The 15,360-nt window shown below is 64.2% G+C and carries 11 protein-coding genes; 7 read left to right on the top strand and 4 right to left on the bottom strand.

Translation table 11 applies throughout. From position 1 onward, the window contains the following. Window positions 1-25 precede the first annotated feature (25 nt). Window positions 26-748 (bottom strand): ribose-5-phosphate isomerase RpiA, encoded by a 723-nt coding sequence (gene rpiA, locus H3Z74_RS08250; RefSeq protein WP_187763417.1) that lies wholly within the window; start codon window positions 746-748, stop codon window positions 26-28. A 250-nt stretch (window positions 749-998) separates the two neighbouring features. Between rpiA and H3Z74_RS08245 the strand changes: the two genes are divergently transcribed. Then, window positions 999-2,255 (top strand): hypothetical protein, encoded by a 1,257-nt coding sequence (locus H3Z74_RS08245; protein WP_187763416.1) that lies wholly within the window; start codon window positions 999-1,001, stop codon window positions 2,253-2,255. A gap of 50 nt (window positions 2,256-2,305) precedes the next feature. On the opposite strand, the gene H3Z74_RS08240 is transcribed toward H3Z74_RS08245, so the two are convergent. Continuing rightward, entirely contained in the window at window positions 2,306-3,202 is an 897-nt protein-coding gene (locus H3Z74_RS08240) for an AraC family transcriptional regulator (RefSeq protein ID WP_187763415.1), read from the bottom strand. Between the two features lie 173 nt (window positions 3,203-3,375). On the opposite strand from H3Z74_RS08240, the gene H3Z74_RS08235 reads away from it, so the two are divergent. Together H3Z74_RS08235 and H3Z74_RS08230 are read left to right on the top strand one after the other, a co-directional pair. Further along, entirely contained in the window at window positions 3,376-4,338 is a 963-nt protein-coding gene (locus H3Z74_RS08235; RefSeq protein WP_187763414.1) for an SDR family NAD(P)-dependent oxidoreductase, read from the top strand. A gap of 152 nt (window positions 4,339-4,490) precedes the next feature. Beyond that, complete coding sequence (locus tag H3Z74_RS08230) at window positions 4,491-6,068, top strand: ABC-F family ATP-binding cassette domain-containing protein (RefSeq protein ID WP_187763413.1); 1,578 nt, start codon at window positions 4,491-4,493, stop codon at window positions 6,066-6,068. 6 nt (window positions 6,069-6,074) lie between these two features. On the opposite strand, the gene H3Z74_RS08225 is transcribed toward H3Z74_RS08230, so the two are convergent. Both H3Z74_RS08225 and H3Z74_RS08220 read right to left on the bottom strand, forming a co-directional pair. After that, window positions 6,075-7,136, bottom strand: a complete 1,062-nt coding sequence (locus tag H3Z74_RS08225; RefSeq protein ID WP_187763412.1) for a PepSY-associated TM helix domain-containing protein — start codon at window positions 7,134-7,136, stop codon at window positions 6,075-6,077. Then, complete coding sequence (locus H3Z74_RS08220; RefSeq protein WP_187763411.1) at window positions 7,136-9,364, bottom strand: TonB-dependent receptor; 2,229 nt, start codon at window positions 9,362-9,364, stop codon at window positions 7,136-7,138. The genes H3Z74_RS08225 and H3Z74_RS08220 overlap by 1 nt, the downstream gene beginning before the upstream one ends. Window positions 9,365-9,740: 376 nt before the next feature. Between H3Z74_RS08220 and H3Z74_RS08215 the strand changes: the two genes are divergently transcribed. The 4 genes from H3Z74_RS08215 to H3Z74_RS08200 all read left to right on the top strand — a co-directional run bounded on the left by H3Z74_RS08215 (window position 9,741) and on the right by H3Z74_RS08200 (window position 15,314). Beyond that, complete coding sequence (locus H3Z74_RS08215; RefSeq protein WP_187764230.1) at window positions 9,741-10,265, top strand: gamma carbonic anhydrase family protein; 525 nt, start codon at window positions 9,741-9,743, stop codon at window positions 10,263-10,265. Between the two features lie 87 nt (window positions 10,266-10,352). Continuing rightward, window positions 10,353-11,459: an NADH:flavin oxidoreductase/NADH oxidase gene (locus H3Z74_RS08210; RefSeq protein WP_187763410.1), complete on the top strand. Its 1,107-nt coding sequence runs from the start codon at window positions 10,353-10,355 to the stop codon at window positions 11,457-11,459. A 96-nt stretch (window positions 11,460-11,555) separates the two neighbouring features. After that, window positions 11,556-11,957 (top strand): BLUF domain-containing protein, encoded by a 402-nt coding sequence (locus tag H3Z74_RS08205; RefSeq protein WP_187763409.1) that lies wholly within the window; start codon window positions 11,556-11,558, stop codon window positions 11,955-11,957. Window positions 11,958-12,353: 396 nt separating this feature from the next. Then, window positions 12,354-15,314: a YadA-like family protein gene (locus H3Z74_RS08200; protein ID WP_187763408.1), complete on the top strand. Its 2,961-nt coding sequence runs from the start codon at window positions 12,354-12,356 to the stop codon at window positions 15,312-15,314. Window positions 15,315-15,360 lie beyond the last annotated feature (46 nt).

The raw sequence follows: 15,360 nt of genomic DNA, 5'->3' as shown, positions 1-15,360 counted from the left end.
GCCGGACCACGCCGATCCGGCGGGTTCAACGGTCGAGACGAGTCACCACGCCGCCATTGGCACTATAGATCGTATCCACCTCGGTCAGGAACAACCCATGGCCGAGAATTCCAGGAATCGCCGACAGCGCTGCCGCGGTCGCGACCGGATCCGGCAGCGACGCGAACGCACAATCGGCGATCAGATTGCCCTGGTCACTGTGATAATATGCATCGTTCGCGATCCGCAGCACTGGCTCCGCATCCAGCCGGCGCAACTCAGCCAGCACGAACTCGCGTGCGAAAGGCAGGATCTCGACCGGCACCGGCGCCCGGCCGATCGCAGCGCTCAACTTCGATCCATCCGCGATCACGATCATCCTCCGCGACGACGCAGCAACAATCTTTTCGCGCAGCATCGCTCCGCCTGCCCCTTTGATTGCGAACAGGCGATCATCGACCTCGTCAGCTCCGTCGACGGTAAGATCGACCGTGGCCAGATCCTCGAACGCGATGATCGGGATGCCGGCCCTCCGCGCGACGTTCTCGGTGGAAAGCGAGGTGGCCACGGCGGCAATCGAAAACCCCGCCCGCACCCGCTCTCCTAAATGCGACACGAAGAACGCAGCGGTCGACCCCGTACCCAGACCCACCGTCATGCCGGCCTCGACCTCCGCAAGGGCGGCGAGCGCCGCGATCTCCTTGTCACTCCTGTGAATGAGCGAGCCGGCAGCAGCCGAAGGTGTCGATCCAAAAATGCTCTCAACCATTGGAGTCGCTCCGTCCGCGGGTCCCGCAGCAACGATGCAGCGTTCGCCACCCGCAAACAAGGATGCCTGTCATCACCCTGCCAGCTCACCGGATTATGTAATAAAAATGAACACCTACACCATTCTCTTCATCACCCTAAATATTGACGCTCCGGACGACTGATCCAGGATGGTTGTAATTATGTTATTCTGAATGAATGAGATTCGACTCTGAAAGAAAATACAGATACTGTCTAAGTTACTCACAGATGTGACAGCAGAACTTGGGGGAGTTATGCGATTTCATTCAAAACCGTTTATACTGACAGTGCTCATGGCGAGCCTTAATGGCTGCGCGGGCAGCGGCGGCGGATTTCTCGGTATCGGCGCAGTGGTCGGAGACCGGAATCTCGCATCGGCAGAGCCTCTATTCTCCAAGGAAGAACAAGGGTGTCTCGGGAGTGCGGACCAGCTGATCGCGATCGTCTTCGGGCCTGACAAGGCCATCTTGCCGGACAATCGGAAGAGCAAGAATATTCCGGGCGGTCCGGATCGCTGTACGCAGATCAAGACCAACTTTCGGTACATGCTATCGCCCGCCGCCCCGGGGCGTGAAAGCCTGACCCAATACAACACCGCGCAACGCAATGAGGTGATCGACGCACTGCTCGCATCGTCGAACCGCAAATGCACCAGATACACCGCGCTGCTCAAAAATGCCGACGGCGCAATGAATGCCGGGCTCAGCGTTGGCGCCATTCTCACCGGCGGGCTCGGCAGCATCCTCGGAGGTGCAGCGACCGCCAAGGCACTGGCTGGCTCCTCGTCTATTCTAAGCGGGTCACGTGCAGCGCTGAATGAGACCTATTTGAGCAATCAGACAATTCATGTGCTGACCTCTGCATTCGAGAAAGCGCGACGCACACAGCGACGCCAGATCACCAATCGCGAGGCCTGCAGCGTGGATCAATATACGCTGATGCGCGGCATTGAGGACGCTTTCGCCTATCATGACAGCTGCTCGATCATTGCCGGCCTGGCGGAAACGTCCTTATCGATCGAACGAAGCGAAAATCCCGGCATGGACGCCATGCGTCTGCAACTCAACGAACTGGCGAACCTGCGCCGTCAGGCCAGTGAGTTTGCGGCAGACGGACCGATCACGCCGATCAGGTCTTCTCCGACCCCTGCCTCGCTCGACAAGCTTGTCGCCGCCGACAAGGCGTTGATCGAGGCGGAAGACTTTCTGAGCAAGGAGAAAACCGCACAGCAAGCCGCCGAACAGGACGTTTCGACCAAGGAAGTGGAACTTGCGGCAAAATCAGACGGGGACAAAAGCAAGGAGACGACTGCGCTTGCCGATGCGCGAAAGAAACTCGACTCGATCAATGCCGCTGTCGTCAAGCTGACCAATACACGCGACAAGGCTGGCCAGGCACGCAATGCGCAAGTTCAGGCGCTGGTCCGCAACACAGTGGGAGTTCCCGCAGTGGTCGATCCGGAAACAAGGATTTGCCCGTTTACCTGAAGCGGTGAAAAAGGGCCACGCCCGCGCAGTGCGAGGGCGTGGCGTGCCCTTCAGGCAATTTCCTCGACCGCCTCCACGCCCCGTCCCCGCAGCCGGTCGAGATCGCGCGATGGCGGCGCCCCGAACATGCGTGCATATTCACGGCTGAACTGCGAGGCGCTTTCATAGCCGACACGATAGGCGGCGCGCGTCGCATCCGCACTGGTCACCATCAGGCGGCGCGCCTCCTGCAAACGGAGCGTCTTTTGATATTGCAGCGGGCTCATCGCGGTCGCCGCCTTGAAATGACGATGAAAAGAGGCAGGGCTCATGCCGGCAAGATCGGCCAGCATCTCGACCCGCAATGGCTGATCGAAATGAGTCCGAATCCAGCCGACCGCCTGGCGGATCTGCGACACGCGACTGTCGGCGCGCGCAATCTGGCGCAACACGCCGCCCTGCGGGCCCTGCAACAGGCGATAGAGGATCTCGCGCTCGAGCATCGGCGCAATCACCGGGATATCGCCGGGCGTGTCGAGCAGGGTGAGCAGCCGCGCCCACGGATCGAGTAGCTGCGGCGTGACCGGGCTCACCGCGAAACCGGCGGTCTGTCCATCAGGCCGGGCCGGCACATCGGGGATCAGCGCGGCGATCACATCGGGTTCGAGCGCGAGGCTGACGCAGATATAGGGGTTTTCCGCGCTCGCCTCGATGATCCGGCCTGACACCGGCAGTTCAAGTGAGGCGATGAAATAGCTTGCCGGATCGAAGCGCAGCACGCGGTCGCCGACCATCACCTGCTTTGCACCCTGCAGGACGAGGCACAGCATCGGTTCATAGAGTGAGGCTGTCGGGCTGGTCATCGCGTCGGTCACGAACAATGACATGCGCGGCAGGACGGTGGCGCGCCCGGTCGGGCCGGCATGGCGCTCCGCAAGCCGGCACATCTCGTTCAGTTGGTCGCGCATGCCGTCAAGATTGGCGCACCGTCCGCGGCAAACAAGTCCGGAGGATCGGCGCAACCCGGCCTTTGATAGGAATAGGCAAGAGATCGACATGATCGGGCGCTCATCCGGCTACGCACTACCCCAGATAGGAGCAGCCGCACCGGTCGCGTCCGGCCCCCTTCAGGAGAGTAGAGATGACCCGCATTTTTGGAGCAGAATCCACCACGGACGAGGTCCTTGACGGTGTGAGCCTGTCGGGCAAGCGGATTCTGGTGACCGGCGCCTCGGCCGGCCTCGGCGTCGAGACGGCGCGGGTGCTGGCGGCACGTGGCGCACAGGTGGTCGGCGCGGTACGCGACCTCGCCAAAGGGCAGCGCGCCACCACCGAGGTTCGCGCCCAGGCGGCGCATGGCGGGGGGATCGAACTGGTCGAGCTTGACCTGGCCTCACTGGCCAGCGTGCGGACCTGCGCCGACGCGCTCAATGCCGATGGCCGCCCGTTCGACCTGATCATCGCCAATGCCGGCGTGATGGCTTGTCCCCAGGGCAAGACGGTCGACGGTTTCGAAACCCAGTTCGGCACCAATCATCTCGGTCATTTCGTGCTGATCAATCGCATTGTGCCGCTGCTGAAACCGGGCGGGCGTTTGGTAAACCTGTCCTCGGCCGGGCATCGCTATGCCGATGTCGATCTGAACGACCCGAATTTCGACCACACGCCCTATGCCGAATTCACCGCCTATGGCCGTTCCAAGACCGCGAACATCCTGTTCGCCGTGGAATTCGATCGCCGCCACAACGATCGGGGCATTCGTGCCACAGCCGTTCATCCCGGCGGGATCAAGACCGAACTCGCCCGTCATATGACCGACGAGGCGACCGATGCGCTGATCGAGTCGATCAACGCGGCGCAACTGGACGCCGGTCTGCCGCCATTTACCTACAAGACTGTGCCGCAGGGCGCCGCCACCTCGGTCTGGGCGGCAATCGTCGCCGCGCCCGAGGAGATTGGCGGACGGTATTGCGAAGATTGCCATGTCGCCGAGATTTCTCTTGGCGAGGGGCTTCGCGGCGGGGTGCAGCCTTATGCGCTCGACCCTGAACACGCCAAGGCACTCTGGGCGAAGAGCGAAGAAATGGTCGGCGAGCGCTTCTGAACTTCGCCGGGCCGCCCTTGTCCACAGCGCCTTGAAAGGGAGGCCCGGCACTTCTACTATCGGAAAACCGGCCTTGAAACGGATATGCACGACAATGGACTTCTCCCCGACAGCGACGCTCGACCGCTCTGCCATCAGGGAAATCCATCTCCATGCCTGCCATCACGCTCTCCAATCTCTCCTGGTCCACGCCTGACGCCCATCCGGTCTTTTCCGGTCTCGATCTAAGCTTCGGCGCCGAGCGCACCGGGCTGGTCGGCCGCAACGGCGTGGGCAAGACCACGCTGCTCAAGCTGATCGCGTGCCAATTGCCGCTTCAATCCGGTACGCTGGCCGTTTCGGGCAAGGTCGGCCTGCTCCGCCAGACCGTACAGGTCGCTCCGGGAGAAACCGTCGCCGATCTGTTCGGCGCGACCCAGGGGCTCACCCTGCTCGCCCGCGCCGAACAGGGCCTCGCCAGTGCCGAGGAATTGAGTGAGGCGGACTGGACGCTCGAGGAACGGATCCGCTCCGCGCTTGGTCGTGTCGGGCTGGATGCCGGTCCCGACACGCTCCTGAGCGCCATGTCGGGCGGTCAGCGCACGCGCGCCAGCCTGGCCGGGGCCGTGTTTGCGGAACCCGATTTCCTGCTGCTCGACGAACCGACCAACAATCTCGACCAGGCCGGGCGCGATGCGGTCATCGCCCTGCTCGCCGGCTGGCGTGCGGGTGCCGTCGTCGTCAGCCATGATCGCACCTTGCTCGAGACGATGGATGCGATCGTCGAGATGACGACGCTTGGCGCCGCCCGCTATGGCGGCAACTGGACATACTACCGCGAGCGCAAGGCGATCGAACTGGCGGCCGCAGAGCAGGGTCTGGCGGATGCGGAGAAGCAGATCGCCGAGATCGACCGCCGCACGCAGGACGTCGCGGAGCGCAAGGCGCGAAAGGACAGCGCTGGCCGGCGCAAGGCGGCAAAGGGAGATATACCGCGCATCCTGATCGGTGCGCGCAAGAACCGAGCCGAGGGCACCAGCGGCGCCAATGCCCGCCTGGCCGACCGGCTGCGCACGGACGCGGCCGACACCGCCGCCGCGGCGCGTGCGCAGATGGAAACCCTGCGCGCCATGTCGATCACACTCGCATCGACCGGTCTTGCCGCCAATCGCATGATACTGGAGATCGACCACGTCACGGCCGGCTATATCCCGGACCAGCCAATCCTTCGCGACCTGTCGCTGACGATCAGCGGTCCTGAGCGAGTCGCCATCATCGGCCCGAACGGCGCGGGAAAAACGACCGTGCTGGCGCTCGTCACGGGTGCGCTGGCCCCCTGGGCCGGGACCGTCCGGGTCGGGACCCGCTTCGCCCTGCTCGACCAGCGTGCAAGCCTGCTCGATCCGGCCAGTTCAATCCGCGACAATTTCGCGCGCCTCAACGATCAGGGCGACAATAATGCCTGCCGCGCCGCGCTTGCCCGTTTCATGTTCCGGGCCGAGGCTGCGGACCAGATCGTCGCGACGCTGAGTGGCGGCCAGATGCTGCGTGCCGCCCTTGCCTGCATCCTGGGCGGAGAAACGCCACCTCCTCTGCTGATGTTGGACGAACCGACCAACCATCTCGACCTCGACTCGATCGAGGCGGTAGAAACCGGGTTGCGCGCTTATGACGGTGCGCTGCTGGTGGTCAGCCACGATCGGGAATTTCTCGAGGCGATCGGTATATCCCGACGCATCGCGCTGCCCTGATGTTGCTCAGGCGCGCTTTTTCCGTTTCGGCCGCTTGAACCAGAAGGACCAGACCGCGAGGCTGCCCAGCATCGCCATGGCCAGCCCCGATACGGTCATCACCAGCCGCCAGGCGAGCCCACCGACCTTCCCGGCATGGACTGGATAGGCGGCGTTGAACACCTGTGCGCCCGCCGGCATCGCCAGCGCATCGCGTGCGCCCAGCAGGCGCCCATCGCTCGCGTCGAACCACAAGGTGGTTCGCCCATTGGGAAGCCATTCGCCGGCACGCTTCATGCGCAGGCTGATCGGAGCACCTGGCTTGCGCGGCAGGCTCAGGATACGGAATTCGGCATCGGGGAAACGCCGCCGCGCCATCTCCAGCATGGCGCGCCAGTCAGGCCGCGCCGCCAGCGGACTGCTTTTCAGCTTGGGCTGAGCCATCGCCGCGGCGACTTCGGTCGGCGAGGAGAATGGTGCGACGACCACTGCCGCAACCGGCTTGAAGATCATCATCGTGCCGGTCAGCGCCGACAGCAGCAGCAACGGCGCGACGACGATACCGAGATCGCGGTGCTGCATCACGATCGCCGGCCGGCTCAGCCGTCTTGGCCAGAGGCGGAACGCGAACGTGCGCCGTGTGCGCCACCACAGGATCACGCCGGTGATGACGAACAGCAAAGCACACAGCCCGGCCACGCCGATCACCGTTTCGCCCATATCCCCCGTGAACAGATGGTGGTGAAGGTCGAACAGCCATAATTCGGGCCGCTCCCACTGGCTCGACCAGCGCGTGACGATCGCGCCCGCCTGATCGGCATAGGCGCCCGCCCCATCGGTGCCGCGCAATTGATGCAGCCCGAACCGCTCGCTCGCAAAGACGATGCCGTTCGCCCTGGGATTGGCCGCCAGCAGTTGCTCCGTCACCGCCACGACCTTCACCGGATCACGCACCAGCGCATCCGATGTATGCGGCAGCATGATCCAGCTATCTTCATGCACCAGGATCGCGCCGGTCAGGCCGAGCATCGCCAGCACCAGCCCGATCAGGCCGCCGGTCCAGCGATGGACCAGGTCGAGCAGCCTCATCAGAACCGGTAATCCCAGCCAAGTGTCAGCGTGCGTCCGCGACCGGCGAAGTAGGATAGATTGTCTTTCGGTAAGCGCGTGTCGCTGCTGTAGTCGATATATTGCTTGTCGAAGAGATTCTGCACGCTGAGGCTCACGCCGCCCAGCCCGGTCTGATAGCGGACGCTGGCGTCGGTCAACGTGTAGCCGCCGAAATCATTGTCGCCGAGCTGATCCGGACGACCCGGCTTGGCATCGTCCAATGCGCGCTTTTTGCCGTCGAAGCGGCGCGCAAGATAGAATTGCGTCTGTACGCGCGCCGACAAGCGACCGCTGACATAGTTCGCCGCCAGATTGAACCGATCGGGCGAGATGTTGGTGCCGTCCAGGTCGCTATCGACCTTGCCGTCTGCCGGGGTATCGCTATCGAACCGGCCGTGCAGATGGGCATAGCCGATGCTCAGGCGCGCGCCCTCAATCGGCAGCTTTATGCCCAAATTGATCTCCAGCCCCTGAATCTCGACCCGCAACCGCTGAACATCGAAAGTGCGGTCGGAATTGGTGATCAGCAATTGCCCTTTATTGCTCGACGACCAGAAATAGGTGGCCGACGCGTCGAGCGGACCACGCTTGATCTCAAGGCCGATCTCCCGATTGTTCGAGACGATCGGACTGATATCGAGGAAATTGTCGATATCAACGCCGGTTTCGCTGATCGCTCGCGTGATGCGACCGACGTCAGGTGCGGTGAAACCTTCTGCATAGCTGGCATAGGCGCGAATGCCCTGCCATGGCTCGAGGATCACACCGCCATTGATCAGCGCATCCTTGAATGTGGGTCTACCGCCCGAAACAGCCACCCCCCCGGCGATCGGTTTCGTCGTGGCGGCCAGCGTGTGATAATCGTCGATCTTGATCTGGACATTCTCATAGCGCACGCCACCGGCAAGACGCAGCTTCTTGTCGAACAATGCGAGATTGGCCTGTACGAAGGGTGCGAGGCTGCGGAAATCGGTCGGTGGCACCCACACGCGATTGGTCGCGATCAGTCGCTGTTCGGTCGAATCCCAGATCGCATCGAAGCCGATCGTCGCCGTCAACGCTTCGAAGCCGGGTATCGCGCGTTCATAGCTGATCTTGCCGCCATATTTGCGTGATCGATTCTGCGACTGGTCGAACAAGGTGCCGAGGGGCGCGATCCGAACGTCCTGAAAACTATCCTGTATTGTGGTCTCGCCGCCGAACGTATCCCGGCTGCGATTGAAGAAGATCTGGCTGACCAGATTGCCGCCACCAAGATCGGTATCGGTCAGCGACAAGGCGACACTTTCAGTGCGGCTGGCGGCCGGAATGCCTGGGGGGCTTCCTCGCGTTGCGCTGGTCGGCAGGCCTGTCTTGCGGTTGCCCGGAACCGCGACATAGTCACCATCGCCCTTCATCTCGAACCGGCTGGCGATCAGGTCGAGCCGCGCCGTCTCGCTCAATTCATAGCCAAAGCGGCCGAACAGCGAGAGCGTTCGCGTATCCTGGGTTTCTCCCTGAGTCAGGTTAAGGCCAACACGGCGACCATCGCCATCATAGAAAACGCCGCGCTTTTCATAAGCAGCACCGACTGTCGCATCGAAGCGTCCGGCCTTGTACTGGATCAGCCCGGCGACCTTGCCGCCCACAGCATCACTGTTGAAATCGCTGTCGGTGGTGCCCTGCAGCAGCACGCGGCCACTCACCCCTTCCTTGCGCGGCGCGCCGACCGTGACCTGGTTGACGATGCCGCCGGTGCCGCCAATTCCCTGCAGCGCGTTGGAGCCATAGATCAGCTCGACCCGGTCGACGAAGAAGCCGTCGATGGTGAAGCCGTCGCGGCTGCCGTCGCGCAGCGGCGTCGATTGCGGGATGCCGTTGATCGCATAGAGCGGCGAACGGCCACGCAATGACTCCCCCGCACCCGACAGTTTCTGCCGTGTTGGCGAGAAGGACGGGGTCAGGCTCGATACTGCATCGGTGACCGAGCCGGAGATCGCGACCTGTTGATCGAGCATGTCCTTGTCGATCACGTCGATGGTCAGCGGCAAGGCATTGGGCGGCAGGATCGTGCGCGCTGCGGTCACGACGATGTCATGCGGCACGGTATCGTCCGATAGCTCGGCCTGCGCATCGCTCGCGGCGGTATCGCCTTGCGCCTGAGCAAGAGCGGATGTCGGCAGCGCGGCCAGCAGAACAAGCGCCGCCAGCGGCAGCGGACGTGACATTCGACGGATCATGGAATCCTCCCGGCCGCGCCGCTATCAAAAGCGCCTCAGAAGTGCAACTCATTCGCAATAGCGTAGCACATCCGCCGATATCCATTCGGCACCGTTCCGGCACCTCGGACCTGTTTGACGATCATCCTTCAAAACCTGTTGTCCTTGTTGCTCCCCGGCGAAGGCCGGGGTCCAGTTGCGGGCGTTCGCGGTGGCGTGAGGCGCCTGTCCCTGCTGTTTCCCGGCTGGAGCCCGGCCTTCGCCGGAGAGCAGGGAATAAAGGTGTGCGTGCCTCGAAAGCATAATCGCCGACTTGTTCCGGGGGCCACCGTGCCGCTACCATATTGCGCGCAGCGCTTGCAGGCCGATGGATAAAGGTGACGGGATGCCCCAATATGAAATCGACGGAAAACGCCCGCAAATCGCCGCTGGTGCCTGGGTCGCACCCAGCGCCGACCTGATCGGCGACGTGCTGCTCGGCGAGGACGCCAGTGTCTGGTTCGGCGCGGTGATTCGCGGCGACAACACGCCGATGATCGTGGGGCCGCGCAGCAACATCCAGGAAGGCGCGATGTGCCACTCGGACCCCGGCGCCCCGCTGACCATCGGTGCCGACTGCACCATCGGGCACCACGCGATCCTCCACGGCTGCACGATCGGTGATCGCGTGCTGATTGGCATGGGTGCGATCGTCCTCAACCGCGCGGTGATTGCCGAGGGCTGTATCGTCGGTGCCGGCGCACTGGTTACCGAGGGCAAGACCTTTCCGGCCGGCAGCCTGATCGTCGGCAGCCCAGCCCGCGCCATCCGCCAGCTCGACGACAATGCCCGGGCAATGCTGCTGATTTCCGCCCAACATTATGTCGACAAGGCACATGGCTGCGCGACCGGCCTGAAACGAGTCGACTGAACGGCGCTGTACTTTCACCGGGGCCGTGCGTTGCGGCATCCGAAATCTCTGGCCGAAATATCTGGCCGAAATACCTGGAGTGACTCCGTGACCCTACCTGCGCTGTTTCAGCCGCTTCGCATCGGCGATCTGGAGCTTGCCAACCGCATCGTCATCGCACCGATGTGCCAATATTCGGCCGAGAATGGCTGCATGACCGACTGGCATCTGATCCATCTCGGCCAGCTCGCTCTGTCGGGCGCTGCGTTGCTCACCATCGAAGCGACCGCCGTACTACCCGAAGGGCGGATCAGCTGGGCCGATGTCGGGTTGTGGAACAATGACACCGAAGCCGCGATGGGCCGCGTGCTGGACAGCGTGCGGCGCTGGTCGCCGATACCGATCGCGATCCAGCTCGGCCATGCCGGACGCAAGGCATCGACCGAGGTGCCCTGGGCTGGCGGAGCGCAAATCCCGCCAGGGGACGCGCATGGCTGGCAGACCCGGGCCCCCTCGCCGATCGGTTTCGCCGAACGCGACAATGCGCCGGCTGCGCTCGACCGTGATGACCTGATCCGCGTTCGCGACGCTTTTGTGGCGGCAGCGAAGCGCGCCGCTACCCTTGGTCTCGACGCCATCCAGCTGCACGGCGCGCATGGGTATCTGATTCATCAATTCCTCTCGCCGCTCTCCAACCAGCGCGATGATGATTATGGCGGCGCGCTGGAAAACCGCATGCGCTTCCCGCTCGAGCTGTTCGATGCGGTGCGGGCTGCCTTTCCCGCCGGCAAGCCGGTCACCATGCGCCTGTCCGGCACCGATTGGGTCGCCGGCGGCTGGGATATCGACCAGACGATCGCCTTCGCCCAGGCGCTCGAACGGCGCGGATGCAGTGCCGTGCACGTATCGAGCGGCGGGCTTCATCCGGCCCAGAAGATCCCGGCCGGGCCAAGCTATCAAGTGCCCCTGGCCCGCGCGGTCAAACAGGCGACGCACATGCCGGTGGTCGCGGTGGGCTTGATCACCGGTTTCGACCAGGCCGAGGCGATCGTTGCAACCGGCGACGCCGACATGATCGCGCTTGCACGCGCCATGCTCTACGATCCGCGCTGGCCATGGCACGCTGCCGCCGAGCTCGGCGCACAGGTTGCCGCACCGAAGCAATATCTCCGCTCGCAGCCACGTCAGTTCAAAACATTGTTCGGCGGGTCGTGACGACCCGGCAAAAGATACCGATACGGAATTGATCCCGGTCAGTGCTAACCCACCTTCGACCTGATAGCCTGCCATGGGTAGCAATGGGAAAACAACGTGCGCCAGATCCTCTATGTCAGCATCAGCACGGTCCCCGGCGACAAGGCCGACCTTGTCGGGATCCTCGAACAATCCCGTCACAACAATGCGATCGACGGCGTTACCGGCCTGCTCTGGTCGGATGGACGTCACTTCATGCAGGTGATCGAAGGCCCTGAGGTCAGCATCAAGGAGACTTTCGCACGTATCCACGTCGATACACGCCATCATCAGCTTGAAGTGCTGCATGACAGGCCAATCGAAAATCGCGAATTCGGCGGCTGGAGCATGGCCCATCGGCGCGCAACCGATCCCGTCGACGCCTATGATGCGCAGATGCGCAGATTGCTTTCCAGGGCATCGCCATTTGTCAGCAGACACTTTTTCGATCTGATGAACACCGGCGCTGCCGACCGCTGACGGAGACTTGCGGCTCTCGCAGCCCCGTCGCCAGCGATGATTCGACCATGACACGGAATCCGGCAGGTCATCCCTCGCCGGATCCGCTCCGGCGCGCATTTTCCTGAAGTCGAAAGCGGCATTGCCGCAGCGCCATCTGCGCAATGGTATCCGCGCATCAGCGGACCGTTTTTTAAGGCCGTGTCCGGTCTCGCCGAATTTCCCCGTCTAGCCACTCGTCAGCACTTTGATGCGCCGCTTCATGCGAGCGCGGTGAAGGCAGGCAAAATACGATCAGGGCCTTCAAGCCTCGGTCGCACAGGGGGACGCCGCAGGAAACCATGCAGCGCCCATGGGTCGCAGACAATCAATCATGCCGGCGACGATCTCGCTCCGGCAAAAACGGGGATTTGACTCATGCGTACGTCCATCAAACTGCTCGCCACCGCCGCGCCACTCGCGCTGTTCGCCACCCTCGCCTTGCCGGGCGCTGCCTACGCGCAGGACGTGAATTGCGAAAATACCGCCGGCGTTCCCGCCGGAACCGTGACCGCAGGGTCCGTCAGCACCAGTTGCGGCCCGGGCGCCGATGCAACGGGTATCGGATCGACCGCGGTCGGCACAGGCGCGGAGGCCAGCGATGACGGTGCAACCGCCGTGGGGCGCACGACGGTCGCCAACCGCGCCAACGCCACGGCGATCGGTGCCTATGCAAACGCCACAGCCGCCAATGCCTTCGCCGGCGGCTCCTTCTCCAACGCCAGTGGCCTGCAAGCGGTCGCGATCGGCTTCAATGCCCAGGCAGTGCTGGATCGTTCCGTTGCCCTTGGCGGCAGCGCCCTGGCGCAGGGCGTTGCTGCGACCGCGCTCGGCAGCAACGCCCTGGCCGCGCAAGCTTCGGCGACCGCCGTCGGCGCGAGCAGCAAGGCAACCGGCCTAAGCGCCACCGCCGTGGGTGTTGGTGCGGAAGCGAGAGGCGATAGCGCATTTGCCGCCGGCGACAAGGCGCATGCCGGCCTGGTCGATACGATCGCCATCGGTCATGATGCGCTCGCGGGCGATGACTCGATCGCCGGCAATACCTCATTCGGTCAGATCGCGATCGGCACCCGCGCCCGCGCGCCATATGGTGAATCCACCGTGATCGGCATGGATGCCAAATCCGGCGGGTTCGACACGCTGGCGATCGGCGTGCGTGCCGAGGCAGTCAGCAGCGGCACCGTCGCGGTCGGCAATGATGCGCGTGCGACGACCTTTGCCACCGCCGTCGGCACCAACGCCAACGCAATGATCTTCGCCACGGGCATTGGCTATATCGCTCAGGCGACCGGCAGCTCGTCGGTCGCTCTCGGCCACCGAGCCACTGCAGCCGCAACGCGGTCGATCGCGATCGGTGCCTCCAATGTCGGCAGTGTCTTCACCACGGCAGATGCCGAAGACGCCATTGCACTCGGTTCCGGCGCGAATGTCGGCACGAACGCCAATCGCGCGCTCGCATTAGGCGCCTTGGCCAAGGTCGCAGCGGATGCCGCCGATGCCGTCGCGATCGGCGCCGATGCGGAAGCATCGGGCGTCAGTTCGATTGCGCTGGGCCGCAACAGCAATGCGATCAACGACGCGACGATCGCGATCGGCACCAACGTCGCCGCCGGCGGACGCGGCGCCGTTGCGATCGGCGAAGGCGCGGCCGGCGCCTTTGACAGCACGACTGCCGTCGGCCAGTTCGCCTATGCCAATAATTCGCGCTCGACCGCGATCGGTGCCTCGTCATCGGCCGACACCGACCTGTCGAGTTCGTTCGGCTATAATGCCAAGTCGCAGGGTATCGGCACGGCGGCGATCGGCGCGAACTCGCGCGCCTTCGGCATCGCCGCAGTGGCGCTTGGCGGCGGCGGCACTGCGTTGACCAACGGCGCACTGGCCGATGGCGATTACAGCTTCGCGGTCGGCTCTGCCGCGCGGGCGATCGCGCTCAACTCGATCGCCATCGGACGCGATAGCAGTGCATTGCAGAATGATGCCCTGGCCTTCGGTGCCGGCGCCAGCGCCAGCGCCGCCAATTCGGTTGCGCTCGGGGCCAATTCAATCGCAGACCAGGCCAACACCGTTTCGGTCGGACAGGCAGGTGCTGAACGCCGTGTCGTCAACGTCGCCGACGGCGTCGCGCCAACCGATGCGGTCAACAAGGGGCAGCTCGATACGGTCGCAGCACAAGCCGCCGCGGCGCAGAACACCGCCAATCAGGCGCTGGCCGGCAATGCGACCAATGCGGCGGCGATCACCACGGCTCAGACGACGGCGGATACCGCGCGTGCCGAAGCGGCCGCCGCGCAGGGCACCGCCAATACCGCGCTGACCAATGCAGCAACCGCACAGACCACGGCGAACACCGCTCGCGCCGAGGCGGCAGGCGCGCAAAGCACCGCCGATCTCGCACGGACCGAAGCGGCGGCCGCACAGGCAACCGCCAACGCTGCCGCCGCTAACGGCACGTACTTCCGCGCCAATAGCACCGGCGCTGCGCCGCAGGCGACCGGCACCGACGCGATTGCGGTTGGTCCGGCGGCTGTCGCCAGCGGCAATCAGTCGGTTGCGGTCGGTGCGGGCGCCCGTGCGCTGAATGGCCAGGCCGTCTCGATCGGCGCAGGCAATGTCGCATCCGGCAATGGCGCGGTGGCGATCGGCGATCCCAACACCGCAACCGGAACCGGCGCGGTTGCCCTGGGCGCCAACAACAGCGCGATCGGCACCGGCGCGGTCGCGCTGGGCAATACCAGCAGCGCGATGGGCGATGGCGCGATCGCCCTCGGCAATGGCGCCAATGCAGGCCAGATCGGCTCGGTCGCGATCGGTACCGGCGCCACCGCGACTCGCGCCAACCAGGTTGTGCTGGGCAGTGCTGCATCGACGCATACGCTGTCGGGGATCGCGTCGTCGGCCAGCCGCGCAGCGCAATCGGGCGCGCTGAGCCTCGTCACCACCGATGGGCTGGGCAATCTCGCCACAGCGGCACTGAACATCGACACGCTGGCCGGGCTGGATGGGCGCGCTACGGCGCTGGAGGGTCGGGCCTCGGCACTCGAGGGGCGCGCGACGCAGCTCGAACTCCGGGTCGGCGCGCTCGATAAGGGGCTGCAACGCGGACTTCGCCGTGCCGATGGTGGTATCGCCGCGGCGATGGCGCTGGGTGGCACGCTGCTGCCGCCCGACAGCACGATCGCGGTGTCGTTCAACCTCGCAACCTATCGCGGGCAACAGGGCTTTTCGGGCGCCGCGGTCGCACGCGTGACCGACAATATCTGGGTCAGCGGCGGCTTTGCCGGATCGACGGTGAAGGGATCGAGCGGCGGCCGGGTCGGCGTAACCTTTGGCTGGTAATCCGGCCGGACTATGGTCGCCATCGACGAACGGAGAGCCACCCCGC

The sequence above is a fragment of the Sphingomonas alpina genome, assembly GCF_014490665.1.
Classification (GTDB): Bacteria; Pseudomonadota; Alphaproteobacteria; order Sphingomonadales; family Sphingomonadaceae; genus Sphingomonas; species Sphingomonas alpina.
Note: the sequence above shows the minus strand (reverse complement) of the source record. Positions and strands in the feature narration are given on the sequence as shown.